This is a genomic window from Pseudomonas guariconensis (assembly GCF_015680235.1).
GTDB lineage: Bacteria > Pseudomonadota > Gammaproteobacteria > Pseudomonadales > Pseudomonadaceae > Aquipseudomonas > Aquipseudomonas guariconensis_A.
Genome location: NZ_JADLJL010000001.1, coordinates 252,974 through 279,245 on the forward strand (window position 1 = coordinate 252,974; position 26,272 = coordinate 279,245).

Annotated in this window: 39 protein-coding genes, 1 tRNA gene and 1 pseudogene; 29 read left to right on the forward strand and 12 right to left on the reverse strand. The window is 62.2% G+C overall.

The window, feature by feature from the left end:
• The 8 genes from IRZ56_RS01110 to IRZ56_RS01145 all read right to left on the reverse strand — a co-directional run bounded on the left by IRZ56_RS01110 (position 1) and on the right by IRZ56_RS01145 (position 4,322).
• Positions 1–318: a hypothetical protein gene (locus IRZ56_RS01110; RefSeq protein ID WP_196143366.1), complete on the reverse strand. Its 318-nt coding sequence runs from the start codon at positions 316–318 to the stop codon at positions 1–3.
• On the reverse strand, positions 315–599 hold the full coding sequence (locus IRZ56_RS01115; RefSeq protein ID WP_196143213.1) for a hypothetical protein: 285 nt from the start codon (positions 597–599) through the stop codon (positions 315–317). Before IRZ56_RS01115 ends, IRZ56_RS01110 begins: the two co-directional genes overlap by 4 nt.
• The gene (locus tag IRZ56_RS01120; RefSeq protein WP_196143214.1) at positions 596–1,894 is read right to left on the reverse strand and encodes a tyrosine-type recombinase/integrase; all 1,299 of its coding nucleotides are present in this window, start codon (positions 1,892–1,894) and stop codon (positions 596–598) included. The genes IRZ56_RS01115 and IRZ56_RS01120 overlap by 4 nt, the downstream gene beginning before the upstream one ends.
• A complete protein-coding gene (locus IRZ56_RS01125) occupies positions 1,891–2,307 on the reverse strand; it encodes a VRR-NUC domain-containing protein (RefSeq protein WP_196143215.1) in 417 nt (138 codons plus the stop codon). The genes IRZ56_RS01120 and IRZ56_RS01125 overlap by 4 nt, the downstream gene beginning before the upstream one ends.
• Positions 2,289–2,498 carry a hypothetical protein gene (locus tag IRZ56_RS01130; protein WP_196143216.1) on the reverse strand — a complete coding sequence of 70 codons (210 nt, stop codon included), beginning with the start codon at positions 2,496–2,498 and terminating at the stop codon, positions 2,289–2,291. Before IRZ56_RS01130 ends, IRZ56_RS01125 begins: the two co-directional genes overlap by 19 nt.
• Positions 2,495–3,178, reverse strand: a complete 684-nt coding sequence (locus IRZ56_RS01135) for a replication protein P (protein ID WP_196143217.1) — start codon at positions 3,176–3,178, stop codon at positions 2,495–2,497. The genes IRZ56_RS01130 and IRZ56_RS01135 overlap by 4 nt, the downstream gene beginning before the upstream one ends.
• The gene (locus IRZ56_RS01140; protein ID WP_196143218.1) at positions 3,175–3,903 is read right to left on the reverse strand and encodes a DnaT-like ssDNA-binding domain-containing protein; all 729 of its coding nucleotides are present in this window, start codon (positions 3,901–3,903) and stop codon (positions 3,175–3,177) included. Before IRZ56_RS01140 ends, IRZ56_RS01135 begins: the two co-directional genes overlap by 4 nt.
• A 242-nt stretch (positions 3,904–4,145) precedes the next feature.
• Complete coding sequence (locus IRZ56_RS01145; RefSeq protein WP_196143219.1) at positions 4,146–4,322, reverse strand: Cro/CI family transcriptional regulator; 177 nt, start codon at positions 4,320–4,322, stop codon at positions 4,146–4,148.
• Positions 4,323–4,410: 88 nt separating this feature from the next.
• Between IRZ56_RS01145 and IRZ56_RS01150 the strand changes: the two genes are divergently transcribed.
• Genes IRZ56_RS01150 through IRZ56_RS23070 form a run of 3 tightly spaced genes read left to right on the forward strand, consistent with a single transcriptional unit; the run spans position 4,411 to position 5,849 of the window.
• Positions 4,411–5,268 (forward strand): XRE family transcriptional regulator, encoded by an 858-nt coding sequence (locus tag IRZ56_RS01150; RefSeq protein WP_196143220.1) that lies wholly within the window; start codon positions 4,411–4,413, stop codon positions 5,266–5,268.
• A gap of 25 nt (positions 5,269–5,293) precedes the next feature.
• Complete coding sequence (locus IRZ56_RS01155) at positions 5,294–5,560, forward strand: hypothetical protein (protein WP_196143221.1); 267 nt, start codon at positions 5,294–5,296, stop codon at positions 5,558–5,560.
• Complete coding sequence (locus tag IRZ56_RS23070) at positions 5,553–5,849, forward strand: hypothetical protein (RefSeq protein WP_230390298.1); 297 nt, start codon at positions 5,553–5,555, stop codon at positions 5,847–5,849. The genes IRZ56_RS01155 and IRZ56_RS23070 overlap by 8 nt, the downstream gene beginning before the upstream one ends.
• Positions 5,850–5,934: 85 nt before the next feature.
• Here the strand turns inward: IRZ56_RS23070 and IRZ56_RS01165 are convergent, their stop codons facing one another.
• A complete protein-coding gene (locus IRZ56_RS01165; RefSeq protein WP_196143222.1) occupies positions 5,935–6,255 on the reverse strand; it encodes a DUF1654 domain-containing protein in 321 nt (106 codons plus the stop codon).
• Positions 6,256–6,640: 385 nt separating this feature from the next.
• Between IRZ56_RS01165 and IRZ56_RS01170 the strand changes: the two genes are divergently transcribed.
• The 18 genes and pseudogenes from IRZ56_RS01170 (at position 6,641) to IRZ56_RS01255 (ending at position 17,267) form a co-directional block, all read left to right on the forward strand.
• Positions 6,641–7,024 carry a response regulator transcription factor gene (locus tag IRZ56_RS01170; RefSeq protein WP_196143223.1) on the forward strand — a complete coding sequence of 128 codons (384 nt, stop codon included), beginning with the start codon at positions 6,641–6,643 and terminating at the stop codon, positions 7,022–7,024.
• A gap of 19 nt (positions 7,025–7,043) precedes the next feature.
• The gene (locus IRZ56_RS01175; protein ID WP_196143224.1) at positions 7,044–7,313 is read left to right on the forward strand and encodes a hypothetical protein; all 270 of its coding nucleotides are present in this window, start codon (positions 7,044–7,046) and stop codon (positions 7,311–7,313) included.
• Entirely contained in the window at positions 7,310–7,855 is a 546-nt protein-coding gene (locus IRZ56_RS01180; RefSeq protein WP_196143225.1) for a hypothetical protein, read from the forward strand. The genes IRZ56_RS01175 and IRZ56_RS01180 overlap by 4 nt, the downstream gene beginning before the upstream one ends.
• Complete coding sequence (locus tag IRZ56_RS01185; RefSeq protein ID WP_230390299.1) at positions 7,852–8,136, forward strand: hypothetical protein; 285 nt, start codon at positions 7,852–7,854, stop codon at positions 8,134–8,136. Before IRZ56_RS01180 ends, IRZ56_RS01185 begins: the two co-directional genes overlap by 4 nt.
• A gap of 67 nt (positions 8,137–8,203) precedes the next feature.
• Positions 8,204–8,680: a hypothetical protein gene (locus IRZ56_RS01190; protein WP_196143226.1), complete on the forward strand. Its 477-nt coding sequence runs from the start codon at positions 8,204–8,206 to the stop codon at positions 8,678–8,680.
• Between the two features lie 115 nt (positions 8,681–8,795).
• Entirely contained in the window at positions 8,796–9,371 is a 576-nt protein-coding gene (locus IRZ56_RS01195) for a DUF1566 domain-containing protein (protein WP_196143227.1), read from the forward strand.
• Positions 9,372–9,425: 54 nt separating this feature from the next.
• Complete coding sequence (locus IRZ56_RS01200) at positions 9,426–9,779, forward strand: four helix bundle protein (protein WP_196143228.1); 354 nt, start codon at positions 9,426–9,428, stop codon at positions 9,777–9,779.
• A 354-nt stretch (positions 9,780–10,133) separates the two neighbouring features.
• Complete coding sequence (locus tag IRZ56_RS01205) at positions 10,134–11,135, forward strand: RNA-directed DNA polymerase (protein ID WP_328310541.1); 1,002 nt, start codon at positions 10,134–10,136, stop codon at positions 11,133–11,135.
• 65 nt (positions 11,136–11,200) lie between these two features.
• Positions 11,201–13,135 carry a DNA cytosine methyltransferase gene (locus tag IRZ56_RS01210; protein WP_196143230.1) on the forward strand — a complete coding sequence of 645 codons (1,935 nt, stop codon included), beginning with the start codon at positions 11,201–11,203 and terminating at the stop codon, positions 13,133–13,135.
• A 15-nt stretch (positions 13,136–13,150) separates the two neighbouring features.
• Positions 13,151–13,696: a Lar family restriction alleviation protein gene (locus IRZ56_RS01215; protein WP_196143231.1), complete on the forward strand. Its 546-nt coding sequence runs from the start codon at positions 13,151–13,153 to the stop codon at positions 13,694–13,696.
• 80 nt (positions 13,697–13,776) lie between these two features.
• Positions 13,777–14,379 (forward strand): hypothetical protein, encoded by a 603-nt coding sequence (locus tag IRZ56_RS01220; RefSeq protein WP_196143232.1) that lies wholly within the window; start codon positions 13,777–13,779, stop codon positions 14,377–14,379.
• Positions 14,376–14,655, forward strand: a pseudogene (locus IRZ56_RS01225) (hypothetical protein). The gene IRZ56_RS01220 and the pseudogene IRZ56_RS01225 overlap by 4 nt, the downstream one beginning before the upstream one ends.
• Positions 14,652–14,996, forward strand: a complete 345-nt coding sequence (locus IRZ56_RS01230; RefSeq protein ID WP_196143233.1) for a hypothetical protein — start codon at positions 14,652–14,654, stop codon at positions 14,994–14,996. The pseudogene IRZ56_RS01225 and the gene IRZ56_RS01230 overlap by 4 nt, the downstream one beginning before the upstream one ends.
• A complete protein-coding gene (locus IRZ56_RS01235) occupies positions 14,993–15,394 on the forward strand; it encodes a hypothetical protein (RefSeq protein ID WP_230390301.1) in 402 nt (133 codons plus the stop codon). Before IRZ56_RS01230 ends, IRZ56_RS01235 begins: the two co-directional genes overlap by 4 nt.
• A gap of 43 nt (positions 15,395–15,437) precedes the next feature.
• Positions 15,438–15,638, forward strand: a complete 201-nt coding sequence (locus IRZ56_RS01240) for a hypothetical protein (protein ID WP_196143234.1) — start codon at positions 15,438–15,440, stop codon at positions 15,636–15,638.
• 56 nt (positions 15,639–15,694) lie between these two features.
• The gene (locus IRZ56_RS01245; protein WP_196143235.1) at positions 15,695–15,922 is read left to right on the forward strand and encodes a hypothetical protein; all 228 of its coding nucleotides are present in this window, start codon (positions 15,695–15,697) and stop codon (positions 15,920–15,922) included.
• A 39-nt stretch (positions 15,923–15,961) separates the two neighbouring features.
• Positions 15,962–16,204: a DUF4224 domain-containing protein gene (locus tag IRZ56_RS01250; protein ID WP_070572529.1), complete on the forward strand. Its 243-nt coding sequence runs from the start codon at positions 15,962–15,964 to the stop codon at positions 16,202–16,204.
• A gap of 1 nt (position 16,205) precedes the next feature.
• Entirely contained in the window at positions 16,206–17,267 is a 1,062-nt protein-coding gene (locus IRZ56_RS01255; protein WP_196143236.1) for a tyrosine-type recombinase/integrase, read from the forward strand.
• Between the two features lie 111 nt (positions 17,268–17,378).
• Here the strand turns inward: IRZ56_RS01255 and IRZ56_RS01260 are convergent.
• Positions 17,379–17,466 (reverse strand) — tRNA-Ser (locus IRZ56_RS01260).
• A gap of 135 nt (positions 17,467–17,601) precedes the next feature.
• Here IRZ56_RS01260 and IRZ56_RS01265 point away from each other — a divergent pair.
• The 8 genes from IRZ56_RS01265 to IRZ56_RS01300 all read left to right on the forward strand — a co-directional run bounded on the left by IRZ56_RS01265 (position 17,602) and on the right by IRZ56_RS01300 (position 23,540).
• On the forward strand, positions 17,602–18,273 hold the full coding sequence (locus tag IRZ56_RS01265; protein WP_084855691.1) for a Bax inhibitor-1/YccA family protein: 672 nt from the start codon (positions 17,602–17,604) through the stop codon (positions 18,271–18,273).
• A gap of 364 nt (positions 18,274–18,637) precedes the next feature.
• On the forward strand, positions 18,638–20,017 hold the full coding sequence (locus IRZ56_RS01270; RefSeq protein ID WP_196143237.1) for a nucleobase:cation symporter-2 family protein: 1,380 nt from the start codon (positions 18,638–18,640) through the stop codon (positions 20,015–20,017).
• An 87-nt stretch (positions 20,018–20,104) separates the two neighbouring features.
• Positions 20,105–20,497: a sulfurtransferase complex subunit TusD gene (gene tusD / locus IRZ56_RS01275; RefSeq protein WP_196143238.1), complete on the forward strand. Its 393-nt coding sequence runs from the start codon at positions 20,105–20,107 to the stop codon at positions 20,495–20,497.
• A gap of 1 nt (position 20,498) precedes the next feature.
• Complete coding sequence (tusC, locus tag IRZ56_RS01280) at positions 20,499–20,858, forward strand: sulfurtransferase complex subunit TusC (RefSeq protein WP_196143239.1); 360 nt, start codon at positions 20,499–20,501, stop codon at positions 20,856–20,858.
• Positions 20,858–21,154, forward strand: coding sequence for a sulfurtransferase complex subunit TusB (gene tusB / locus IRZ56_RS01285; RefSeq protein ID WP_196143240.1), 297 nt, complete (start codon positions 20,858–20,860; stop codon positions 21,152–21,154). The genes tusC and tusB overlap by 1 nt, the downstream gene beginning before the upstream one ends.
• Positions 21,151–21,486 carry a TusE/DsrC/DsvC family sulfur relay protein gene (locus tag IRZ56_RS01290; RefSeq protein ID WP_196143241.1) on the forward strand — a complete coding sequence of 112 codons (336 nt, stop codon included), beginning with the start codon at positions 21,151–21,153 and terminating at the stop codon, positions 21,484–21,486. The genes tusB and IRZ56_RS01290 overlap by 4 nt, the downstream gene beginning before the upstream one ends.
• Positions 21,483–22,484 carry a glycosyl transferase family protein gene (locus IRZ56_RS01295; RefSeq protein WP_196143242.1) on the forward strand — a complete coding sequence of 334 codons (1,002 nt, stop codon included), beginning with the start codon at positions 21,483–21,485 and terminating at the stop codon, positions 22,482–22,484. The genes IRZ56_RS01290 and IRZ56_RS01295 overlap by 4 nt, the downstream gene beginning before the upstream one ends.
• A gap of 96 nt (positions 22,485–22,580) precedes the next feature.
• Positions 22,581–23,540: a glutathione S-transferase family protein gene (locus IRZ56_RS01300; protein WP_196143243.1), complete on the forward strand. Its 960-nt coding sequence runs from the start codon at positions 22,581–22,583 to the stop codon at positions 23,538–23,540.
• Between the two features lie 34 nt (positions 23,541–23,574).
• On the opposite strand, the gene cysG is transcribed toward IRZ56_RS01300, so the two are convergent.
• The gene (cysG, locus tag IRZ56_RS01305; RefSeq protein WP_196143244.1) at positions 23,575–24,969 is read right to left on the reverse strand and encodes a siroheme synthase CysG; all 1,395 of its coding nucleotides are present in this window, start codon (positions 24,967–24,969) and stop codon (positions 23,575–23,577) included.
• Entirely contained in the window at positions 24,970–26,250 is a 1,281-nt protein-coding gene (gene serS, locus IRZ56_RS01310; RefSeq protein ID WP_196143245.1) for a serine--tRNA ligase, read from the reverse strand.
• Between the last annotated feature and the right edge of the window lie 22 nt (positions 26,251–26,272).

Sequence of the window (26,272 nt, forward strand, 5' to 3'; positions counted from 1 at the left end):
TCAGTCCCCGGTGTAGTTGGTCCCGCCGGCGCCGCGCCGGTTGCTTCCCTGATATGTCGCCTCAGGCCCGGATGCCTGAGGGTTCTTCAACTGCTCGATCTGCCGGAGCGCTGCCCGAAGCCTCATGCTGAGCTGGGTCACCAATTCATCCAGGGCCAGGGCGTCGCCGTTTGCAGCCGCTACCCAGCCCGAGGCGTTGCAGTGGTCGCATGGCAGTTCGTGAAACACACCCTGAGTGACCGCTCTCCCACGGCACAAAGGGCACTCGTCCAGCTCGATCACGGCCTTCTTAAATGCCGGGCCGTGCTTCTTCATCAGCCGACCACCTTCAGCCCTTGGGCGCGCAGCGACTTATCAGCAACTTCGCGCGCCCATGCTGCATCCGGGTCACCCATCTGGACGGGGAACGGGTTGGTGACGCGAAGGCTTTCACGGGAGGCCTGCCAAGCCCACCAAGCGACTGCCGTTTCGCGATGCACAAACCCGCCTTCACACCACTCGAATCGACACTCTCGGATGTTCATTCCTTCTGCTAGAAGCAGGCTGCGGTAAGCCTTCACGAACTGATCCCGTAGGGCCTCGGGCTCGGAAATATTCATTTCGAATCCTCGCTAATTACAAATGCGGTAAGGTCGCTCGAAGCCGCGCCCGCTTTGGGCTGCACCAGATTCTGCGAATTTGCGGTTAAGGCCTCGGTAAGGTTGTGGATGGCCTTGAACCCGACCTGATCGAGCCAGCCGTGCCACGTCTCCAGGGCTGCCCGGCGCTGCTGCATGGCTTGGGTGTGGATGTAGGTGCTGGCGATCTTGCCCAGCGTGTGGTTCAGCAGCATCTCGCCGATGTGGCCGTCGATGCCGAGGTCGGTCCAGGTGATGCGGGACACCTTGCGCAGGTCGTGGCTGGTCCACTCTCCCTGCCCCAGCCGCTTGAACACGTTGCTGGCCTGGGTCTCGCTCAGTGACACGCCGCGACGACTCGGGAACAGGTACACGCCCTCATAGCCGCGGGCCTGCTGAGTCGCCCGGTACCGGACCAGCAGCGCCTTCACCTGGGCAGTCAATGGCAGGCGGTGTTCGGCCCGGGTCTTGGTGTTGGCGGCCGGGATGAACCACTCGGCAGCGGCCAGAGAAATATCGCTCCAGCGCGCCATGCGGGTCTCACCGATGCGGGTGCCGTGGGCCAGCATCATCAGGGCCAGCATGGCGTCGCCCGGTGCCTGCTCGAACGCCTGGGCCAGCTGCTGCATCAGCTCCGGCAGTTGCACGTCACGCAAGCGGGCCGCCTTGGGCAGGATCTTGGCCTTGGTGAAGTCGTTGAAGCGCATCCCGGCCATGGAGTTGTGGTCGATCAGGCCAAGCTTCAGGGCTTGGCGGAACGCTGTCAGCAGCAGCGCGAACATTTGCCGCAGATACGACAACGACACCTCGGCTTGGCAGGGCCACATCAAGTGCTTGTCCAACGACTCGGCACTCACGTCGGCAATGGCCAGGCCGCCCAGGCGTGGCTTTAGGTGCTGGGCAACGGCGGAACGCGCACCGGCCTTTCGTTTCGCCGATAACGAACGGTCACGGGCCAGGCGGTCGCCATACCAGTCGAGCAACTGGCCCACGGTGGCCATGCCAGAGGCTACCGGCGCCGTGGCGGGGTCGCGCAACAAGCGTTGGCGGAGGGCGGGCAGCTCGGCGATCACCGCCGTCGCGCTCAGGTCAGGCCAGCGAGCGATCGGCACCCAGCGCTTGCCACGAACCAGATACCAAGTGCCACGGTCGCGACTGCTCCAGAAGCGCAGGTAAAGCCCCGGATGACGCGGGTCGCGCAGGTCGCGCACCGACTTGTCGCCGGCCTGCCGGCGGACTTCGGCCTCGCTGAGCTTCACTTCGCGGGTCGCGGTCATGCGGCCACCGTGGCGGGCTGCAGCAGGTAATGGTGGATGGTCTGGATCGCATCGATTCTGCCCCGGCACACCACAGCCAGGTAGCCTTGCCGGTGAAGCTTCTGCAGGTAGGCATCCTGGCTCGGCGATACCGGCGCATCGAACGGCGGCTGAGCCTTGAACTCGATGTACAAGCCAAACCAGCCGCCGCGCGCCATAGGCAGGACCAGGTCAGGCACGCCAGCCTTGACGCCCTGCCCTTTCAGCTTGGCAGCCACGGCCTTGACCCGATGCCCACCATTCGGGACGTGGTAGATCAGCGAGTAGGCCTCGGGGAAGCGCAATTGCAGCTCCTGCATCAACGCGGCCTGTTCCTGCCCCTCCCTGTCGATCGGCTTGGCGCGGCCAGGCTCCATCACCGCGAATTTGCGCATAGGTCTTCTCCTTGGAGGTCGATGACGGTAAAGGCGCCGGGCCACATCCGGGCGCCGTGCGCCTGGGCCAACGCCTCTTCGCGGTACAGGGCCACGGGCTCCCGGGCGCCATACGAAATGTCGAGCTGGTCGCTGCGGCAGTAGAGCGCGTAGCGGTACTCGGCGGGATTCGGGATGAGCAGCGTGCTCATGTTTGTCTCCTTGCAGCACGAATGGCGGCCAATGCGGCGTTGCCAACCTGCGGGGTTCGCCTGGCGGCGACTTTGGCCGGGAGTGCCAGAGGCATTTTCTGCAGGGGCTCACCAGCCATCAGCCGGCGAACAGCGATGGTGTAGTTGCGCTCGAACAACTTCGCACTGGCGTCTTCGGGAAGCTTGTTCAAGTTCTCGAAGCCACACTCCTTGGCGGCGTGCCACACCGCGTCGTGGCTCCACTTGCCCTGACCAGCCATGGCCGGGTGAGCGTTACGGCATGCCTCGCGGAAGGCGGCTTTCAGCGCTGGGAGGCCAAGCATTTCTGGCGAGGGTTGGCACCACTGGATGAATTCACCAGGCGGAGGGATAAATGGGGTGCCCGACTGTCTGCAGCGCATCAGCCCGAACTGCAACTGATCGGCGCTGTTGATGCCGGCCTCAAGGAATGCGGTCAACCACTGCTGTTTCGACGCGCTATAGGTCGCCTGATCGGGCCAGGCTTGTTTCCAGGCGGTGCAGATCGATCGCAGATCGCGGAACAGGTCGTTAATCACCGCGGCGGTCTTGCGGTTGAGCTCAGCCTTCACGTCCGCCGGCAGTTCGAAGCCGACTGGGATGCGTTGACCCGATTGAATTTTGGCCCACAGGCCGTGGGTGACGACAGATACCTGGTTCATTGGCCGACCTCCTGGCTCATCCAGGACGTGTCTTCATCGTCAAACGTCGTCGCACCGCCACCGCTTCGCAGCGGGACGACCTTGGCCGCCTTCGTGAAATCGCGCTTGATCCAGCCGACCAAGGCTGCAATCCACTGGCTTTCTGTCTGCGCTACACCCTTGGCATCGTGATGAACGACAAACCCGCCGATGGCCTCGCTCGAGAACTCTGCGATAGGAACACCTGAGCGCTTGGCATAGGCCTCCAGCTGCGATTGATCTGGAACCCATTCGAGGTGCATCGCGAATGGCTCACGCGGTGAGTGTGTATTACTTCCCTTCCCTTCCATTCCGGGGGTGATCCCTCGACCACCGCTAGACGAGCCTTCGCCATCATCTAGACGATCACTCGACGAGGGCTCGACGAAACTGGGGTGCTTGAATGTTGGCCTGTCGATCTTCTGATGGTGCCAGCCGTTGACGTGAAGGTACTGCTTCGACGAGGCCTCATAGAGGCTGACCAGGAGGTTCGACACCAGCTCACCGATCAACTCCTCGACTGCCGACGCAGTGATGTCATCACCGGGGAAAACGAGAGCCTTTATGGTCTTCGGCGACATCGGGTGGTTGCCGGCGTCGTCGCAGAAGTTCCAGAGGCCGATGAAGAGGAGTCGAGCCATCGCCGAGCATTCCATGACTTGCTCGCTGGTCCAAAACTCCGGCTTGATGGTGCGGATACGAGCCATTACAGACGCCCTCCATGACTGAAAGCCTGACGCGTCAGATTCGGCGAGGGCCTGGAAACTGACGTGGAATGCGCGGTATTGCCTGCATCGACTGTGCGGTGCATAATCGACCTCGATGTGTTGTTGAAGAAGCCGGGCTGCCACCCGGTTTTTTTATGCCTGCGATTCAGGTACTGGATGGATCAGCAGGTGTTTTGGTCATCTACTGGCGCAAGGCCAAGCAGGTGAAAATGTCTTCAATGTCATGCAGCTGCGTCCGCCTTCCCGGCTTTAAGCGCACCCTCCGTGATCCGCTCAATCTGGTACTGGCGCAACTCAGGCACGTCCGCCCACTGCCGGACTGCCTCATAGGTCACTCCCAGCGCCTTAGCGAGCGCCGTTATCGACCCGAAATGTTTGATTGCCTGGCTTTTGGTCATGGCGACCTCCTTTGCTCGTCTTGATATTCAAGCATGCTTGCATATTCAAAACAAGCATGCTTGCCAAGCAACCTTGTAGATTGCGCACATGAAAACCACAGATCGAATCACCAAGCTCGTATTGGCCCGTCGTCCCGAATTGGGCGTGCGCAACGTCAAGCGGGACATCGCGAATACCTGCGGAATCAGCTATGAAGCTGTACGCCAGTGGTTCGCGGGCGACACCGAGAACATCAAAAACGAGAATCTCGTAGCCCTTGCGGACGGCTATGACACGACTGTGGATTGGTTGCTCGCGGGCAAAGGGGAGCCGCCAAGACGCAAAGATGCGCCGGCGCCTAAAGCGGAAGAAAAACAATCGCGATCAGCGGCTGATCTTGTTCAGCAGATGCTTGCCAAGCACGGTAAAAGCCTGACCGAGGAAGCTCGACAGAAAATCGCTAGCGCGGTTGAAGAGACAGCCGCGGCGGTGTCGATGAACAACGTCATCACTGTAGATTTCTCACGCCCCGGGTTGGTCGGCGATGAGGTATGCATCGCTCACTATGATGTGCGCGGGGCCATGGGCGGCGGACAGGTTGCCCCCGACTACCCTGAAATGCTCCAGGACGTCCGCGTCAGCCCGAAGCACCTGCGCGAGCTGGGCGTGGAGTTCACCGAGCACTACCACCTCAAGCTGGTCACCGGATGGGGCCAGTCGATGGCGCCCACTATCAAGAACCGTGACCCGTTGATCGTCGACGTAAGTATCCGTGAATTCGCCGGTGACGGAATCTACCTCTTCTCCTGGGGCGATCATCTGTACATTAAACGGCTCCAAATCGCGGATGAAGACCACTTCGAGATGATTTCGGACAACCCCAAGCACAAGGATCGGATGATCCGGCGGGAAGAGACCTACATCCAGGCCCGCGTGCTGCTGGTCTGGAATGCGCATCTCGTCTGATGCAAACCAATTACGTGGGGCAGCAATGGCATCTGATGAAAAAGAATTAGGCACTAAGGTTATAACTGCTAAAGACCTGGTCGCCGCTATCAGCCCGTATCACACCGCAATGGCTCGGCTAGGCTCAAGCTTGATCAGCGTTACTGCCGCTCTACGCGAAAGTGAAGATCCGTCGGTAAAAAAGCATGCTGATGAAGCTTGGACACGCCTCGATCAGTTCATCACGCAAATGGAGCTAGCGGCAGCCACCCTGGATAGATTAATGAAGCATGAGGGCGGCGATCGTGAGTGAACTCCAGGATAATGTGCGATATCTTAAAAAGGAGTTTGAGGCCCAGCCCGCCCCAAATCACGTTAAGCTGCGGGATGGCGGTGGAGGAGGAGGATCTGATTTGGAAGCTCGGATTGCCAAGCTCGAAACCCATGTTGAATACATACGACGCGATCTAGATGTGATCGTTGATGATTTGCGCGAGCATAGGAAAGAGACGAGGTCCGATTTTCGTATTTTATTTGGAGCTCTCATTACAGCTACGCTTGGACTGGCCGCACTGATGGCCAAGGGGTTCGGCTGGCTTTAACACCCCCCACCCTTTCAATTCTGCCAACCCGAAAGATCAGAAAGAATCCTCAGAGCCCGCCATCCAGCGGGCTTTTTTGTTTCCCTCAGAAAGGCGGATCCTCGTCGCTAACCTCGGCTTCCTCGTCACCACCCTCCCGCTCAATCACCTGATCGCCATCGTCCGGCTTCTCCCATTGTAGGATCACCGAGCCGTCATCGCAGAAGGTCATGTCCAGGCCGTCTGTTTCGGATAGCAGCTCCATGATCGCATCCCAATCCTGATCGCTGTCCGTGTCCAGACGGTGGATCAGCACCCTCCTCCCCAGCTGCGCTAGCGGGGAATTAATCATTGCCGAAACCCTCAAGCCCAGCCGCTCTAAGCTCGTCAATTCCGCGATCCGCACTGCTTTTTCCTGCGCCGACATCCGCAATCTCCTACTAACTGGATATCCATACAGTACGAAAAATTAATACAAGCGTGCTTGCATTTAAAAAACAAGCATGCTTTTATTGTTGCAAGTTCGCTTGCATATGCATCGGGCCAGGCAGCCCAGGCAGCCACCGCTCTTTAAATAACTCGACACCCGTCACCCTCAGCGGCACATGAGGGCAGCAGCTGCCTCACGCAGTGAGCTGGGTTCAGGTAACCAAGTGGCGCGCATGCCAATGCGGGGAAGCGCGTAGCCCAGAGAGCGATGGGCGCCTGGATCACTTCGATTTCACTGGCTGGCCTTGGCGACAGGGCCAGACGGGAAGTCAACGAGCTGTAAACCGAAAGCTTACAACTGGCCTGATAGCCCTGGAGTCATCATGGAAACGATCACCTGCGGCACATGGACCGGCCGACTTGGCCAGGGCCTAGCGCCTCGCGAACTGGAAGCCTTACTCGGCGTCGCCCAGGGCTTTACCGCCAAAGAGATTGCCCGCCAGATGCAGATCACTCCGGGCACCGTGAAGAATCGCATCGAGAACGCGATGTTCAAGCTCGGCGCGGCGCGGAGGGCTGCAGCGGTAGCCGAAGCCATGCGGCGCCAGATCATCAGCCCCCTGTGCATTGCCCTCGCCGGCCTCATCGCCATGCACGCAGCCATCAATGACAGCGACCCGATGCGCCGCGACCGGCGCGCCCCGGAACGCCGCGTCGCTCAAGTTCGAATCGTTCGCAAGGCCGAGGCCTTCGAGCTCCACGCCTGATCACATCGAGGACCATTCCATGCAGACAGCAATGCACCCTGCTTTCCAGCAGAAGCTTGCCGTGCTCGCAGCCCTGCTCGAGCGTAGCAAGTCAGCCAGAACCGAGGACCAGGCCAAGCTCGATCAGCCTGCGCCGCGCTTCCAGGCGTCCAACACGGGCGGCAATTGGGATGTGGTGGAGATCGCCACTGGCGCTGTCCATGGCTTCGCCTTCAGCTACCGGACCGCAATGCGCTTCGTGGATGCGATGGAGGCAGGTGCGGCGAGCAAGCAAGGCGGCATGCAATGAACGGGGGCGCGATCACCGACCAGCGCTCCGCAGTACTGGCCCAGCTCAATGCAAGTATTGACAACTTCTTCCTCAACGGGGGATCGGTGCAGTCCCTTCCTGCGAGTGAGTACGTACCCCGACGCCCTCACCGCGATCTGGAGCCTGCTCGATTGGTAAAGGCGCCTTTGAGCAAGCGCGCAGAAAAGCGAAAGCAGAGGCTCGAAGAAATCCGAGCCCTTGCTAAGCGGATGACCTACGCAGAGACAATGGCACACACCGGCCTTTCCCAATCGTGCCTGGTTCGGGCGGCATCGGAAGGGAAATTCAAGTTTCAGCCTGACCCGAGGCGGGGCAAGGGCAAGTTGGGCAAGAAGCTCAGCGATCCGGTAGCGGATAGAGAGAAGGCTGACCAGATCATCGCCTACCGAAACCTATGCCTGAGCCGCTATCGAGTGGTGCGGCTGATGAAGATATCCGACAAGCAGCTAAAGCGGCTGCTGCGCGAGTTCGATATCGACTTCCCAACCACAGCCGAAAAGCGGGCACTCCGCACAGCATGAAGCGCATCACCGACCGCGTCCGGCACGGTCGGCGCCAGCAACACATCAATCTGCCGCCCAGCGGCTTTCGGAAGATCGAGGAGTCTTGCCGCATGAGAATCGACCTCCCAGGTCAGATCGATCTGCCGATTCAGATTTCCCACGAATCGCCAGCGGCGCCGACGGGAAGCAAGGAAGAGCTGGCTGAGCGTATAGCCAAAGCGCTGATCAAATACGAAGCGCGGCCATCTTCTGCCCTATGGATCGAAATACAGGCCTGCGCCAAGGCAATCCTGAAGTAGCACCCCCCCTGAGTTTTCACATCCCCGCCACCAGCCATGGAGGGCGGCCTACACCCTGGAGAAAGTCATGACCCAATCTGTACTGCAATCCATCGCCGCAGTTGATCTTCCGGAACGCGGTCAACCGCTGGCTGGCGGCACCTTCGTCGCCCGATACTGGCTCAACGGCCAGGAGCGCGCCCTGGTGCTGCTCGATGACGAGTTTGAAGGCGCCTGGGGCGAGTATGGCGTCGAGATTCCCGGCGCCGACAGCTACAGCGACGGCGAAGCGAACACCCGAGCAATGGCCGAGGCCGGCAGCGGGATCGCCATCAAGGCGCTTGAGCTTGGAGCGTTTATCCCGTCCTGCCTGGAAGGTCAGCTGGTTATGGCGGCCAAGGCTGAAGGCCTGGCGACCCTGCGCGAGGATCGCTTTCATTGGTTGAGTTCGCAGTTCTCCGCCAACCTCGCCTACGGCATGGACTTTGAGGTTGGCTGGCTCAGCTTCAGCGGCAAGGACCACGAGCGTCTTGTCCGCCCCGTCCGCAGCCTTCCTATCCAGTAATTCACCCATTCATTCCTTTCTCAGCAGGCGATTCCGGGTTCGTCAGGATGGCGATCAGACCAGAAGCACGCCGGGAAGCGCCGGCCGCCTGCCCCTTTCCATCAGGAGTCGCACCATGCAGCAACAAGTCAGCATCAACGTTGACGCCAGCCTGGCGTCTCGGATCATCCAGCGCGAGATCGACAAACTGCTCGGTACCGCGCCCGCCGCAACCTCGCAGCCCGATGTTCCAGCACTGGGTTCGTACTGGCCTGGCCAAGGTGGTTACAACGGCGGCCTGGTGCGCGGAGAGAACGGCGCGCCAGACTACTACTTGATCGTTCCAGTCCTTGCCGAACAGTTGCGCGCCAAGTGGGGCGGCTACGGTGACGAAGTCGAAGTGGCAGCAAGCGCCACCGATGGCCTGGCCAACACCAAGGCTCTACTGGCCGACAGCAATGAACACCCGGCCGCCAAGCTGGCCAGCGAGTTCACCGCCGACGGCCACAGCGACTTCTACCTGCCTGCACGGCGCGAGCTGCAAATCGCCGAGGCGAACGTGCCAGAGCTGTTCGAGAAGGCCTACCACTGGTCGTCTACGCAGTTCTCCGCCGACGGCGCCTACTACATGGGCTTTGAGGATGGCTGGCTCAACCTCGACGGCAAGGACTACGAGCGTCTTGTCCGCCCCGTCCGCAGATTTATTCCGTAATTCAGTCCTTCATTCCTGGGCGCGCATGCGCCCTCGCTTTTCTAGGAGGCCAGGATGGCCCTGCATACCGAGCTTGAGATTCACAAGGTGGCCGAGGAGCTGTTTCAGCTCTCCCTCAACCTGGTGCGCCACATCCCGCGCGACCTGAAACAGGTTGCTGGCAACAAGATCCGGGACGTTTGTTTGGAGATCCTGCTGTTTATCGGGCGGGCGAACATGGCGCACGACAAGCGCCAGCATCTCACCCGGGTGATCGAAAGCACCTGGGCGCTCAACTACCTGTTCAGGGCTCTTTCCGACAATGGCGCTATCAGCCGAGGCCAGCACGCCAAGGTGATGAAGCTCACGGCCTCCGTAGGCCGCCAGGCCAATGCCTGGAAGAAATCCGCAACCGCGCCCGCCGCTTGAGGGTTACGGCTCTCCTGCCTGTGCGCTGAATCTGGTCGTGCCGCTGACCTGTGGTCACCGCCATGCGCAGCACGGATACCGCTCGCGAATGCGGGTAGGTCCGGCGCAGTTTCCAGGCTGAGCAATCGTCCTGGCGACGTAGATAGCACGATAGGTCGCAGTTCTCCGCCAACAACGCCTACAACATGGACTTTGAGAATGGCTGGCTCAACAACAACGACAAGAACAACGAGCGTCTTGTCCGCCCCGTCCGCAGATTCAACCGTTGCACCCTTCACCTTCGAGGAGTTGGCCCAAGCCTACTACGACTGCCGGCGGCACAAGCGGAACACCGCGAGCGCCCGACGCTTCGAGATAGACATGGAAGCCAATCTTCTCGACCTGAACGACGAACTCCTGGCTGGCACCTACCGGCCAGGCCGCTCCATCTGCTTCGTCGTCACCAGGCCCAAGGCCCGCGAGGTATGGGCCGCCGAATTCCGCGACCGCATCGTGCACCACCTGCTGTACAACCACATCGGCCCTGGCATCGAGCGAACCTTCATAGCGGACAGCTGCGCCTGTATCCCCGGGCGAGGTACGCTGTACGCCGCGAGGCGGCTTGAGTCGAAGATCCGCAGCCAGACGCAGAACTGGTCGCGCCCCGGCTTCTACCTCAAGTGCGACCTGGCCAACTTCTTCGTGTCGATCGATAAGCGTGTGCTCGGGCGCCAGCTCGCCGAGCGAATCAGGGAGCCGTGGTGGCAGCAGCTGGCACTCCAGATCCTCATGCACGATCCGCGAGAAAATCACGACCTGCGCAGTCACCCGAAGCTGTTCAACCGGGTACCGCAGCACAAGCGCTTGGTCGTTCAGCCGGCTTACCTGGGCCTGCCCATCGGCAACCTGTCCTCGCAGTTCTTCGCCAACGTCTACCTCGACGCCCTGGATCAGTTCTGCAAGCACACGCTCAAAGCCAGGCATTACATTCGCTACGTCGACGACTTCGTGCTGCTGCATGAGTCGCCGCAGCAGCTCAACGACTGGCTGTGGCAGGTCGAGCAGTTCCTGCCCAGCCTGGGCGTGAAGCTCAACCCTTCGAAGACCATCCTTCAGCCAATCGACCGTGGGGTCGACTTCGTCGGGCACGTCATCAAGCCCTGGCGGCGCACTACCCGCAAGAAATCGGTGGCCCAGGCCTTGAAACGTACTTCTGCAGTGCCAGGCGAACACCTGCGCGAGACGGCCAACAGCTACTTCGGCTTGCTCGGCCAGGCCAGCCACAGTCAGAAAGACCGGGCTGCCCTGGCCAACCTTGTGCTGCGCCGTGGCCATGTGGTCAATGCAGCACTGACCCAAACCTACCCGAAGCGATAGCGCTGCCCGCCAGCGCCTTCCTCTATTCAACGATAACGATCACGCCGCGCCGGCGAGGACCGCCCATGTCTGCATTTCAGAAAGAGAACCCGCTCGACTTCAAAACCCAATACGGCCTTGGCTTTGATCCGCAAGACGATGAGATCGTGGTGGACTTCTTCTGCGGTGGCGGCGGCGCAGGTACCGGCCTGGAGATGGGCCTGGGCAGGCCGGTCACAGTGGCCAAGAACCACAGCCCGGCGGCCATCAGCATGCACACCGCCAACCACCCTGCGGCGCGCCACTTCACCACCGATGTGTTCGAGGGTGATCCGGACGAGGAATGCCAGGGCCGCGCCGTGGGATGGTTCCACATGAGCCCGGACTGTACCCACCACAGCCAGGCTGCGGGCGGGCAGCCGCGCAAACGCGAGATCCGCAATCTATCTTGGATCGGCCTCAAGTGGGCCGGCAAAAAGAAGCCCCGGGTGATCAGCCTGGAGAACGTGAAGCAGATCCTGCAGTGGGGTCCACTGATCGCCAAGCGCGACAAGGCCACCGGCCGGGTAGTGAAGTTGGACGGCACCGTGGCGGCCATCGGCGAACGCGTACCGGTGCAACAGCAGTTCCTGGTGCCCGACCCAAAACGCCGCGGCATTACCTGGCGCCGGTTCGTGCAACTGCTCGAAGGCATGGGCTACCAGGTGGAATGGCGCATCATCAAGGCATGCGACTTCGGCGCACCAACCAGCCGTGAGCGCCTGTTCATGATCGCACGCTGCGATGGCCAGCCAATCGTGTGGCCAGAGCCGACCCACGCGAAAAACCCAGCCAAGGGTCAGCAGAAGTGGCGCACCGCCGCCGACTGCATCGACTGGGGCGTGCCGAGCAAGAGCATCTTCGGCCGCAAGAAGCCACTGGCAGCTGCCACACTGCGTCGGGTAGCCAAGGGCATGAAGAAGTTCGTGCTCGACAATCCGCAGCCCTTCATCGTGCCGATCGCGAACTGGTCGGGCGAGCTGGCCCAGTCCGCGCAGGATCCTCTGCGCACCGTCACATCTTGGCCGCGAGGCGGATCCTTTGCTATGGCCAGCCCTACCTTGGTTCAGACCGGATACGGGGAGCGTACCGGTCAACAGCCACGCGTGCCTGGTCTGAATCAACCGCTGGGCACAGTAGTCGCCGGCGGCGTGAAGCATGCGCTGTCGAGCGCGGTGATTCTGCCAGCAACCCATCAGGGAACTGACCGGGTTAACAACCCGGGTGAACCGCTGCCCACGGTTACCGCCGCCAACCGAGGGGAACTGATGATGGCCAGCCCCGTGATGGTCGGGGAAGGTGGGCCGGTGTACGCCGGCAAGCCTGCGCCAGCCGATCAACCCATGGGCACGCTGATGACACAGAACCACCGAGCCCTGGTCACTGCTTTCATCGAGCAAGCCAACGGCGGATTCAACACCACGCCAGCCAAGGGCGCGGATGAGCCGCTGACCACAGTCACCAACACCGGCAGCCAGCAACGCCTGGTGACGGCCAGCCTGGCCACGCTCCGGCGCAACTGCGTGGGCCGTCCCGTAGATGACCTGGTGCCGACAATGACCGCCGGCGCCGAGCATCACGCCCTGGTCGAGTACAAGCTGTCGCCAGAGCAAGAAGAAGGCGCCCTGCGCGTCGCGGCATTCCTGATCAGCTACTACGGCACCGAGAACACCAGCGCAGCAGACGCGCCAGCGCCGACTGTCACCACCAAAGATCGACTGGGCCTGGTCACCGTCTTCGTGAAGGGCACCCCGTACGTGATCGTCGACATCTGCCTGCGCATGCTCCAGCCGCACGAGCTCTACCGCGCCCAGGGATTCCCGGCCAGCTACATCATCGACAAGGGCGCGGACGGCATGCCGTTCACCAAGACCGAGCAGGTGCACATGTGCGGCAACAGCGTCAGCCCTCCACCGATGGCAGCCCTAGCCCGCGCCAACGACCCTTGGCGCACCACGAAATCACAAGCTGAAGCCGCATGACGCGGAGGTATCCCCATGCCCACAGAAAACCGACCCAGCAACACAGAGATGGTCAGCGAGCTGCTGCCGTGCCCCTTCTGCGGACAGCAGGACGTACTCATTGAGCGCCTAGACAGCGACGCTTCAGTGGTGATCTGCCAAGGCCTGACCGGTCCGCATGAGGCCTGCCTGGCCCGTGGCCCAGTGGGCGTAGCGCAGAATGAAGGCGAGGATCAGCCAGGCCGCGACAAGGCGGTCGAGCTGTGGAATTCGAGAGCCAAGCAGCACCAAGGCGAGCCGGCTGTATCGATCCCCGAGGGTTACTGCCTCATGCCAAGGCGGCTCACCGCCGAGAACGGCGCCAAAGCCCTGCTGCTGGGCGAGTTCAAGCTGGAGGTCACGCGCGAGTGCCCCGAATGCCTTGAACTGGACGAGCCTATAGAGGGCTGCGTGATCTGCGATGGTGAGGGCGACTACGCGCAGCGCTACACCATCCCGTGGGAGCAGATCAAATTCATCTACAGCGAGGCTGTGAAAGGTCTCTCCCTCAATCCGGACGCCGACCAGAAGCAGACTGCCTGACCGGAGTACAAATGTACTCCGCCCAGCTGTAACCCCTCCCCCCTCTATTCACTGCCGCGATATGGCGGCGAGGCGAAGCTATGTCTCAAGCAAAGGAACGCCCAATCCTGTTCAGCGGGCCGATGGTCCGCGCCATCCTGGAAGGAGATAAGGCTGTCACCAGGCGGGCGGTGAAGATGACTCATCTTCTCCGGGTATGCCTGGAGCCGGTAGAAGGCGAATTGAAGCTGAAAGCCGCGAAGAAACTTTGCCCGCTGGGCCGACCCGGCGACCGTCTGTGGGTGCGCGAGGCCTGGGCTGCTGACGCCCAGGTCGACTCGATCGCACCACGCGAACTAAGCCTGGGGGAGCCAATCTTGTATCCGGCGGACGGCGTTATCCGGCAAACCGGCTGCGCCATGATCTCTCGGGGCAAGATCCGGCCATCGATTCATATGCCCCGCCGGCTTAGCCGCATCCTTCTGGAGATCACCGACGTTCGTGTCGAGCGACTGCAGGACATCAGCGAGCAGCAAGCGCTGGCCGAGGGCGTAATGAGCGCGGAGCGTGATATTGACCCGGATGGCAACGGCTACTCCCCTGTGGAACTGTTCGGTGGGCTCTGGGTGAAGCTCAACGGCATGGATTCATGGAGCGCCAACCCTTGGGTCTGGGTCGTCGAGTTCCAGAGGATCCAGCCATGACCCGCCTCGCCCTCTGCCTCCTGCTGCTGGCCACCGGCGCCAGCGCTGAACAGATGACCCTCAATATCGAGGTTATTCACGACGACAAAACGTTCCGTCACCTGCTGGACCTATGACCGAAGCAGCGGTGCAGGAATCTCCTGCCTACCCGACTGGATGCTGAAAGCTCCCGATGTGGCCGGCAACCAGCGCCAGCTCTCCCCGCATGAAACACAACCCGAACCTACACCCGCACTGGCGCCTGGGCGCTGGATTGATGAGAGGTATCAGCTGTGAGCACAGAAGCCCTTTCGCGAGATCAGGCGCGCGAACTCTTCGCAAAGTCCGGCCTGACCTACAGAGTGCTTTCGCCAGAGAGCATGCGCAGCCTTCGAGCCAAGATCAACGAGCGGATGATCGCCAGCGGCCTCATGAAAGGCGCCCTTCGCTGCCGGCAGCGCGCAACCATTCGTGATGGCTATGCCGAGATCCGCTGCAAAGCCAGTTACTTCGACAACCGAGAGGCCATCACCTTCAACACCGACGGCTTTATCGGATTCGCAGGCTGGGCAGACAACGACAATGTTCAGCCCATCTTGCAGGGGTTCACGGACTGGGTGAAGGAGATGGCGCCATGAGCGACCTGATCGAAGTGAAGACCTGCACCTGCCCATCCGGCGACGGCTCACTGCGCTGGCCGTGCCCGGTTCATCCGGCGAAGGAATTTTACTCTACCGAGCAAGCTTCTCAGCATGCCGCCGACTGGTGCAAGCGCAATCCCGCATGGCGCCGGATCTGCGATATCCCGGATATCTCCGTGTTCGAAAAAACCTACGATGAGATTCCAAAGCGAGAGCGTGCCTACTGGGAAAAGAACGGCGGGGAAGAATGCTGGCGTGAATTCGGCGCCGGAGGTACCAAGGTGCCTACCGGATTCATCTCTGGAAAGGGCGAGTTCTTCGACCACGTCCTCAAGGTTCCGCTCCATCACAACATGATGATGGTGTACCGCGTCGGAAAGGGGTGGAAGCCATGATTGCCCTCGCCTACATGGCCTACCTGATCTACAGGGGGCCGCGATGAACAACCACCAGTACCAGCCATTCTCTGCTCGAGGCTTCGGTAGCTGGCACACCTGCAGCGTCTGCGGAACATCCAAGCACAGCGGCTATTACTGGCTTGGCGGCTACAAGAGCAAGACCGAGCCGCCCTGCATAGCCTGGAAGATCGACCAAGAGTGGAAGGCCAAGGCCATACCCGCGCCTATCACCGAACTCTAACCCATCCCCCAACTACTCAAGCCCGCCGACATGCGCGGGCATGGAGAGCTATTGCCATGCCAATCATCACCGTGACCTCCACAGTCATCACCCGCTTCGACGTGCCTGAAGGCGTGGGCATCGATCTGATCCGCCACCAAGCGCTGTCCGTCCTCGGCGAAGACGACGAAGGCACTGATGCCGTGGGCGTATTACAGAGCACCGCCATCAACATGGTGTTCATGGGAGCTGCCGACGCGCGCTCGATGAGCGTCGAGCATTCCATCACCGAAGGCACCGCCTGACAACCAACCTGCCGCCACCGGCAGCGTGGAGACCATCCCATGGAAACCGAGATCCTTTCGGACGAAGAGCTGGCCGACCTGACCGGCTATAAGGCCAGGGGCTGGCAGCGCCGCTGGCTCAATGAACGCGGCTGGCACTTTGTCGAGAGCCGTGGCGGACGGCCCCTGGTGGGCCGCCAGTACGCCCGCATGAAGCTTGGCGTGACCCTCGAAGTGGTGCCATTGGCGCCGCCCCCTCCAACTATCCCCGCGTGGACACCAGATATTTCGAAGGTGAGGTGAAATGCGCCCAAGGAAGACCGAGAACAGGGATCTGCCGCCCGGCATGTACCGACGCAAGCGCACCAGCAAGAGCAAGAAGAATCCGCACAAGGAATGGATCAGCTACTTCTACCTGGACAAATCCGGCAAACCGATACCTCTAGGCAACGACTTGAACCTGGCCAGACTGAAGTGGGCCGAGTTAGAAGCGAAGGAAAAGCCAAAGGACCTGGTCATCATGGGAGCAATCTTTGACCGGTACATACGCGACATCATCCCGAAAAAGGCGCCTCGCACGCAGAAGGACAACCTGGCCGAGATACGACAGCTGCGCAACTACTTCGAAAAGGCGCCAATTGACGGAATCACTCCAGCCCACGTAGCGAAGTACCGCGATGCGAGAACGGCCCCGGTCCGGGCGAATCGTGAGATCGCTACCCTATCCCACATCTTCAACATCGCTCGGGAATGGGGCCTTACGACCAACGAGAACCCATGCCAGGGTGTTCGCAAGAACAAGGAGTTGCCGCGGGACTTCTACGCAAACGATGCCATCTGGAACGCGGTTTATGCCAAAGCAGTGGACGAATTGAAGGACGCCATGGACTTGGCGTATTTGACAGGCCAGCGGCCGGCGGACGTGCTGGTGATGAGAAGGGATGACATCGAGGGCAATGCCCTTGGAGTGAAACAGAAGAAGACCCACAAGAAGCTGCGGATCATGCTCGAGGTGGATGGCATGGAGAGCAGCCTGGGCGCGCTCATCAGGAAAATACTGGAGCGGAACAGGCCGCATAGCTCGCCGTACCTGCTCCTGACCGAAAACGGAAAACGGGTTACGGCGCCGATGCTTCGCCATCGCTGGGATGACGCCAGGGAGGAGGCGGTAAAAGAAGCAGTCGCTGCCGGCGACCAGGTGCTGGCAGGCAGAATCAGCCAGTTCCAGTTCCGCGACATCCGCCCAAAAGCGGCTTCGGAAATCACCGACGTCGACCACGCAAGTCTTCTGCTGGGCCACACCAAGGGCGACATCACCGAGCGGGTATATCGCCGAGTTGGAGCCTTGGCGAAACCCACCAAATAGCAGAAGTATTGCCAGCGCTGACAAATCAAACCATTACCAAGCCCATTCGTATGGTTAGATTTTCTATGCCTCAAAAACGCAAAAAGCCCTGATAAATCAGGGCTTTGAATATGGCGGAAGCGTAGAGATTCGAACTCTAGGATAGTTGCCCATCGACGGTTTTCAAGACCGTTGCCTTAAACCACTCGGCCACGCTTCCAGCTTGCTTTGCGGCGGCAATCATACCGTAATGAAACAAGCTGTCAAACTCTCTGTGTCGCGGGTTGCGGCAGCTCTGATATCCTCATTGCAACCACACGTTTCAAACCCACAGGTTTCATCAAGGAGTGTCGCCATGCGCGAACAGGATTATGCCGTACAACACGGCCAGCAGGCCGAGCAGCAGGAGGTCAGCCGTGTCCTGCGCAACACCTACAGCCTGCTGGCGCTTACCCTCGCCTTCAGCGGTGTCATGGCCTTCGTGGCCCAGCAAATGCGCGTCGGCTACCCGAACGTGTTCGTGGTGCTGATCGGCTTCTATGGTCTGTTCTTCCTCACCGCCAAGCTGCGTGACTCGGTCTGGGGCCTGGTGTCCACCTTCGCCCTCACCGGCTTCATGGGCTTCATCCTCGGCCCTATCCTCAACCGCTACCTGGGCATGAGCGGTGGCGCCGAAGTGGTCAGCTCGGCCTTCGCCATGACCGCCCTGGTGTTCGGTGGCCTGTCGGCGTACGTGCTGATCACCCGCAAGGACATGAGCTTCCTCAGCGGCTTCATCACTGCCGGCTTCTTCGTCCTGCTGGGTGCCGTGGTGGCCAGCTTCTTCTTCCAGATCAGCGGCCTGCAATTGGCGATCAGCGCCGGTTTCGTGCTGTTCTCGTCGGTGTGCATCCTGTTCCAGACCAGCGCGATCATCCACGGTGGCGAGCGCAACTACATCATGGCGACTATCAGCCTGTATGTATCGATCTACAACCTGTTCGTCAGCCTTCTGCAGCTGTTTGGCCTCATGGGGCGCGATGACTGATCGAGGTTGATGCAGAAAAAGCCCGCTTCGGCGGGCTTTTTTATGGGTGATGCGTGCCCATCGTGGGACAAGCCTGCCCTCATAGAACAACGCATAACGATTTGATTTTACAACCCCTATGGGAGCGGGCTTGCAACCGCGATTAGGCCGGGCTCGATATCACCGTCGCCTGGCAAGGGCTTAGCCCTTGATCGCGGAGCAAGCCCGCGCCTACAGGGGAGCAGCGCTGGCCGTTTGTTCTTTGCGTGACAGTGCAGCCCAAAGGGCTGGCGGCCCGAGGCGCAACGCTCAGGCATTTCCCACTACCCCAAACCCGCCTCGCCCCGTAGAATGCGCTCCTTTTTTCTTCCGGGGCAGCTTTCCCATGAGTTCCATCGAACACGGGCCGGGCGCGGCGGCGCCTGTCAATGAACTGGTCCTCGGCCTCGAGGACAAGCCGCGGCCGTTGATCGGCCTGTTGGCTGCGCTGCAGCACCTGCTGGCGATCATCGTCCCGATCGTCACCCCGGGCCTGCTGATTTGCCAGGCGCTGGGCGTATCGCCGCGCGATACCAACCTGATCGTGTCCATGTCGCTGGTGATTTCCGGTATCGCTACCTTTGTCCAGTGCAAGCGCTTCGGGCCGTTCGGGGCCGGGCTGCTGATCGTGCAGGGCACCAGCTTCAACTTCGTCGGCCCCCTGATCGCAGGTGGCGCGCTGATGGTCAAACAAGGCACGCCGGTGGAAGGCGTGATGGCGGCGATCTTCGGCGTGGTGATCGCCGGATCCTTCGTGGAAATGGGTGTGTCGCGCATCCTGCCCTTCGTCAAACGCCTGATCACGCCGCTGGTGACCGGGATCGTCGTGCTGATGATCGGCCTGACGTTGATCAAGGTCGGCCTGATCAGCATGGGCGGCGGCTTCACCGCCATGGGCAATGGTACCTTCGCCAACGGCGAAAACCTGCTACTGTCGGGCGTGGTGCTAGCGATCATCGTGGTGCTCAACCGTATCCCGGTGGTGTGGATGCGCAGCTGTGCCATCGTCATCGCCCTGGCCGTGGGCTATGCCCTGGCCGGTTACCTGGGCCGTCTGGATTTCACCGGCATGCACGAGGCGGCGCTGTTCCAGGTACCGATGCCCCTGCACTTCGGCCTGAGCTTCTCCTGGGCGCTGTTCATTCCGATGTTGGTGATCTACCTGGTCACCTCCCTGGAAGCCATCGGCGACGTCACCGCCACCAGCAAGGTCTCGCGCCAGCCGGTCGAAGGGCCGCTGTGGATGCAACGCATCAAGGGCGGCGTACTGGTCAATGGCGCCAACTCGCTGCTGGCCGGTGTGTTCAATACCTTCCCCAGCTCGATCTTTGCCCAGAACAACGGCGTCATCCAGCTCACCGGTATCGCCAGCCGCCACATCGGCGTATGGATCGCCGTCATGCTGGTGCTGCTGGGCCTGTTTCCGAGTGTCGCCGGGGTGATCCAGGCGGTGCCGGAGCCGGTGCTCGGTGGCGCGGCCATGGTGATGTTCGGCGCGGTCGCCGCGTCGGGAATCAATATCCTGGCCAGCACCCGCCTGGACCGCCGTGCGCTGCTGATCATCTCTGTGTCCCTGGCCCTGGGCCTGGGCGTGGCCCAGGTGCCGGAGTTCCTGGCGCACATGCCATCGGCCCTGCGCAATGTGCTGGAGTCGGGCGTGGCCACTGGCGGCATCTGCGCCCTGGTGCTGAACTGGTTCTTGCCGGAGAGCAAGGAAAACGCCTGATAGGCGCCTGGCCAGCCGACAAAGCCCGCGCCTGCCTGCGCGGGCTTTTTGCTTTATCATGGCCGCATTCCTTTGCACGAGTTGTCCATGAAATTCGCTATCGCGGTCTTTTCACCGGCCCATGCGCCCTCCTCGCGCCGCGCCCTGCGCTTTGCCGAGGCAGCGCTGGCAGGCGGGCATGAGATTGCCCGGTTGTTTTTCTATCAGGACGGGGCGCACAGCGCCTCGGCCAACGTGGTTGCGCCCCAGGACGAACAGGACATCGCCGCCCAGTGGCGTGCCTTCATCGAGGCCCACCAGCTCGACGCCGTGGTATGCATCGCCGCGGCCCTGCGCCGTGGGGTGCTCGACGAAGCCGAAGCCAACCGCTACCAACGCCCGGCGGTGAACCTGCCCAAGCCATGGGAACTGTCCGGCTTGGGCCAGTTGCATGAAGCTGCGCAAACCGCCGACCGCCTGGTCTGCTTCGGAGGCGACTGAAATGGCCAAGTCCCTGTTGATCATCAGCCGCCAGGCGCCCTGGAACGGCCCGTCCGCCCGCGAGGCATTGGACATCGCGCTGGCCGGTGGCGCCTTCGACCTACCGCTGGGCATGCTGTTCCTCGACGACGGTGTGTTCCAGCTCGCCCCTGGCCAGCAGCCTGCAACCTTGCAACAGAAGAACCTGGCGGCGAACCTCCAGGCGCTGCCGATGTTCGGCGTCGATGAGCTGTTCGCCTGTGGCCACAGCCTGGCCGAACGCGGCCTGGCCGGCGATGCCCTGGAGCTGCCGGTACAGGTGCTCGACGACGCAGCCCTGGTCGCCTTGATTGCCCGTTTCGACCAGGTGGTGACGCTCTGATGACGACCTTGCATGTAATCAACCACTCGCCCTTCGGCGACAACCGCCTGAACAGCTGCCTGCGCCTGCTGGGCGCCGACGACGCCCTGCTGCTGTGCGGCGATGCGGTCTATGCCCTGCGCCCAGGCAGCGAGCCGCTGCGCAAACTCCAGGCCGCCGGCCTGCAGGGCCGCCTATTCGCCCTTGCCGAAGACCTGCAGGCGCGGGCCATCGACAGCACGCTGGCCCAAACGGTGGACTATCCCGCGTTCGTCGAGCTTTCCCTGCATCACGATAAGGTCAACAGCTGGCTATGAGTACGCTGACTATCGGCGATCGGCAGATCGCCCTGGACAAGGACGGCTTTCTGGTCGATCTGCAAGACTGGTCCCACCCCGTCGCAGAAGCCCTGGCAGCGCGCGAAGGCATTCCGTTGACCAGCGATCACTGGGAAGTCCTTGAACTGCTGCGCCAGTTCTACGCCCAATACCAGCTCTCGCCGGCAACGCGCCCGCTGATCAAGTACACCGCGCTCAAGCTGGGCCCGGAAAAGGGCAACAGCCCGCACCTGAACCGCCTGTTCAACGGCACTCCCGCCAAACTGGCCGCGAAGCTCGCGGGCCTGCCCAAGCCGACCAATTGCATATGACCGACCCTCGCCCACTGACCCTGCAAACCCCGGCCGAACACCCCTTCGCCGAATTCGTGCGCATCCTCGGCAAAGGCAAGCGCGGCGCCCGCGGCCTGACTCGCGAAGAAGCCCGTGCAGCCATGACCTTGCTGCTCGAAGGCAGGGTCGAGGACACCCAACTGGGCGCCTTCCTGATGCTGCTGCGGCACAAGGAAGAAAGCGCCGAGGAGCTGGCCGGTTTCACCGAAGCCCTACGTGCGCAGTTGCAGGCGCCCGGCATCGCCGTGGACCTGGACTGGCCCACCTACGCCGGCAAGAAGCGCCACCTGCCGTGGTACCTGCTGGCAGCCAAGTGCCTGGCCGCCAACGGCACACGCATCCTCATGCATGGCGGCGGCGCGCATACCGCCGGGCGCCTGTACAGCGAGCAGCTACTGGGCCTGCTGGATATCCCCCTGTGCCGTGATTGGCCCTCGGTGGCCAAAGCCCTGGACACGCGTAGCCTGGCCTTCGCGCCCCTGCAGGACTGGGCGCCCCAGCTGCAACGGATGATCGACCTGCGCAACACCCTCGGCCTGCGCTCGCCCATCCACTCCCTGGCCCGCGTGCTCAACCCCCTGGGCGCTCGCTGCGGCCTGCAAAGCATCTTCCACCCCGGCTATCAGGCCGTGCACCGCGAAGCCAGCCGCCTGCTGGGCGACCATGCCGTGGTGATCAAGGGGGACGGCGGCGAGATCGAGGTCAACCCCGATGTCATCAGCCACCTCTACGGCACCACTGCCGGCGATGCCTGGGATGAAGAATGGCCGGCATTGAGCGCACAACGCCACGTCAAGCCGGCCAGCCTGCAACCGGAGCACCTGCTCGCGGTATGGCGCGGCGAGGCCGACGACAGCTATGGCGAACTGGCCGTGGTGGCCACCATGGCCCTGGCCCTGCGCGGGCTTGGCCACCCCCGGGAACAGGCGTTCGAGACTGCACGCAGTTATTGGGTGAACCGCAAACACATCGAATGAATCGATCTAAATAGTGCGGTCTTTGCGCTATTTATTCGAACGCTTTTGCCTAGACTGAGCTCCAACGACAAACGACTTTGTGCCGAGGAGCTCACCATGGGCCTTTTGATCGACGGCCGCTGGCACGACCAGTGGTACCAGAACAGCAAGGACGGCGCGTTCCAGCGCGAGACCAGCCAACGCCGCAACCCATTGCCGGCCGCCGAAGCCGGACGCTATCACCTGTACGTGTCGCTGGCCTGTCCCTGGGCCCACCGCACCCTGATCTTTCGTGCCCTCAAGGGCCTCGAGCCGCTGATCGACGTCTCGGTGGTGAGCTGGCTGATGGGCGAGCATGGCTGGACCTTCGACCAGCAGCAAGGCTCTACCGGCGACCACCTGGACGCCCTGCAGTACCTGCATCAGCGCTACACCCAGGACGACCCGCACTACACCGGGCGCGTGACCGTACCCGTGCTGTGGGACAAGCAGGAAAAGCGCATCGTCAACAACGAGTCAGCCGAAATCATCCGCATCTTCAACAGCGCCTTCGACGAATTGACTGGCAACCGCCTGGACCTCTACCCCGAGCCGCTGCGGGCGACCATCGATGCACTGAACGAACGCATCTATCCGGCAGTGAACAATGGCGTATACCGCGCAGGCTTCGCCACCACCCAGGATGCCTACGAGGCGGCCTTCGACGAGGTGTTCGCCGAGCTGGACCACTTGGAGGAATTGCTAGGCCGCCAGCGCTACCTGGCCGGTGACTACCTGACCGAGGCCGATGTACGCCTGTTCACCACCCTGGTGCGCTTCGATGCGGTGTACCACGGCCATTTCAAGTGCAACCTGCGTCGCCTGACCGCCTACCCGAACCTGTCCAACTGGCTGCGCGAGCTGTACCAGTGGCCGGGCGTGGCAGGCACGGTGAACATGGAGCATATCCAGAAGCACTATTACATGAGCCACAAGACCATCAACCCGAATGGGATCGTGCCCAAGGGGCCACTGCAGGACTTCAACCAGCCCCATGATCGGGAGCGGCTAGCGGGGAAAGGGATCTGGCAGGGTTGAACCAGCGGGGGCTGCTCTGCAGCCCCCTTTTCATTCAACCGTCCTGCTGCGCCCCTTCGAACCACGCCAGCTTGTCGCGCAACTGCACCACTTCCCCGACGATGATCAGGGTCGGCGCATGCACTTCATGCCGTGCCACCAGCTCGGGTAGATCAGCCAGGGTTCCGGTGAACACCCGCTGATGACGGGTAGTCCCTTGCTGCACCAGCGCCGCCGGCGTACTGGCCGCGCGGCCATGGCGGATCAGCTCGGCACAGATGGTCGGCAACCCCACCAACCCCATGTAGAACACCAGGGTCTGGGCCGGCGCCACCAGGTCCTGCCAGGGCAGGTTGCTGGTGCCGTCCTTGAGGTGGCCGGTGATGAAACGCACCGACTGGGCATAGTCCCGATGGGTCAATGGAATGCCGCCATAGGCAGAGCAACCACTGGCCGCGGTGATACCCGGCACCACCTGGAACGGGATGCCCTCTTCAGCCAACTCCTCGATCTCCTCGCCACCGCGGCCGAAGATGAACGGGTCACCGCCCTTTAGCCGCAGCACGCGCTTGCCCTGGCGCGCCAGGTCCACCAGCAGGCGGTTGATCTGCTCCTGGGGCACCGCATGGTCGGCGCGGCGCTTGCCCACGTAGATCCGCTCGGCGTCGCGCCGGCACATCTCGATGATGGCAGGCGCCACCAGGCGGTCGTACAGCACCACGTCGGCCTGCTGCATCAGCCGCAGGGCACGGAAGGTCAGCAGGTCCGGATCGCCCGGACCGGCACCGACCAGGTACACCTCGCCCCCTTGCTGCACCGCTGCACCATCGACCTTGGCCTGCAACAGGCGCTCGGCCTCGCTGGCCTGCCCGGCCAGCTGGCGTTCGGCGATCGGCCCCTGGAATACATCCTCCCAGAAGCCGCGACGCTGGTTGACGTCCGGATACAGCGCCTTGACCTTGTCGCGAAACCGCGCCGCCAGCCCGGCCAGCTCGCCATAGGCGGCTGGAATCCAGGCCTCCAGCCGCGCACGAATCAAGCGCGCCAGCACCGGTGCGTCGCCGCCGCTGGACACCGCCACCACCAGGGGCGAGCGGTCGACGATGGCCGGGAAGATCACCGTGCACAGGGCGGGCGCATCCACCACGTTCACCGGCAGGCTACGCGCCTGGGCATCGGCCGAGACCTGGGCATTGAGCCCGGAGTCGTCGGTGGCTGCGATCACCAGACGGCAACCGTCCAGGTCACCGGCCTGGTAACCACGCACCAGGACGTCACCGCCGCCCTCGCGGGCCAGCGCGGCCAGCTGGCCGTCGACATCCGGCGCGACCACCCGCAGCGCGGCGCCGGCATCGGCTAGCAGACGCGCCTTGCGCAAGGCGATCTCGCCACCGCCGACGACCAGTACCCGGCCGCCCTGCAGCTTGTGGAACAGCGGCAGGTAGTCCATTTAGCGGATGACCTCAACACCGCCCATGTAGGGCTTGAGTACATCCGGCACACGGATCGAGCCGTCGGCCTGCTGGTAGTTCTCCAACACCGCTACCAGGGTACGGCCCACGGCCAGGCCGGAACCGTTCAGAGTGTGCACCAGCTCCGGCTTGCCGGTTTCCGGGTTGCGCCAGCGGGCCTGCATGCGGCGAGCCTGGAAGTCGCCGCAGTTGGAGCAGGAACTGATCTCACGGTACTTGTCCTGGCTCGGCACCCAGACTTCCAGGTCGTAGGTCTTGACCGCGCCGAAGCCCATGTCGCCAGTGCACAGCGCCAGCACGCGGTACGGCAGCTCCAGCAGCTGGAGCACACGCTCGGCGTTGGCGGTCAGGCCTTCCAGGGCTTCCATGGACTTGGACGGCTCGACTACCTGCACCATCTCGACCTTGTCGAACTGGTGCTGGCGGATCATGCCGCGGGTATCACGGCCCGAGGCACCGGCCTCGCTGCGGAAGCACGGGGTGTGGGCGACGTACTTGATCGGCAGTTGCTTGGCGTCGAGGATCTGGTCGGCCACCAGGTTGGTCAGCGATACCTCGGCGGTCGGGATCAGGTAGAAGTCGGCCTCGCCTTCGCGGCTGATCTTGAACAGGTCTTCCTCGAACTTCGGCAGCTGGCCGGTGCCTTGCAGGGCTGGCGCCTGCACCATGTATGGGGTGTAGGCCTCTTCGTAGCCGTGCTCACCGGTGTGCAGGTTGATCATGAACTGCGCCAGGGCGCGGTGCAGGCGGGCGATCGGGCCGCGCAGCACGGCGAAGCGGGCGCCGGACAGCTTGGCGGCAGCTTCGAAGTCCAGGCCACCGCTGATCTCGCCCAGGGCGACGTGGTCCTTGATCTCGAAATCGAAGACCTTCGGGGTGCCCCAGCGACGTACTTCGACGTTGTCGTCTTCGCTGGCACCGACCGGCACGCTGGCGTCCGGCAGGTTGGGGATGGTCAGCAGGATCGCGTCCAGTTCGGCCTGGATGCCGTCCAACTCGGTCTTGCCGGCCGCCAGCTCGTTGGCCATGCGCTCGACGTCGGCCATCAGCGGGGCGATGTCCTCGCCCTTGGCCTTGGCCTGGCCGATGGACTTGGAACGGGCGTTACGCTCGGCCTGCAGTTGCTCGGTGCGAGTCTGCACCGCCTTGCGGCGCTCTTCCAGTGATTCGATGCGCGCGACATCCAGGCTGAAGCCACGGGAGGCCAGGCGATCCGCCACTTCCTGAAGTTGGCCGCGTAACAGTTTGGAATCGAGCATATCGTTCTCTCGTTGTGTGTTG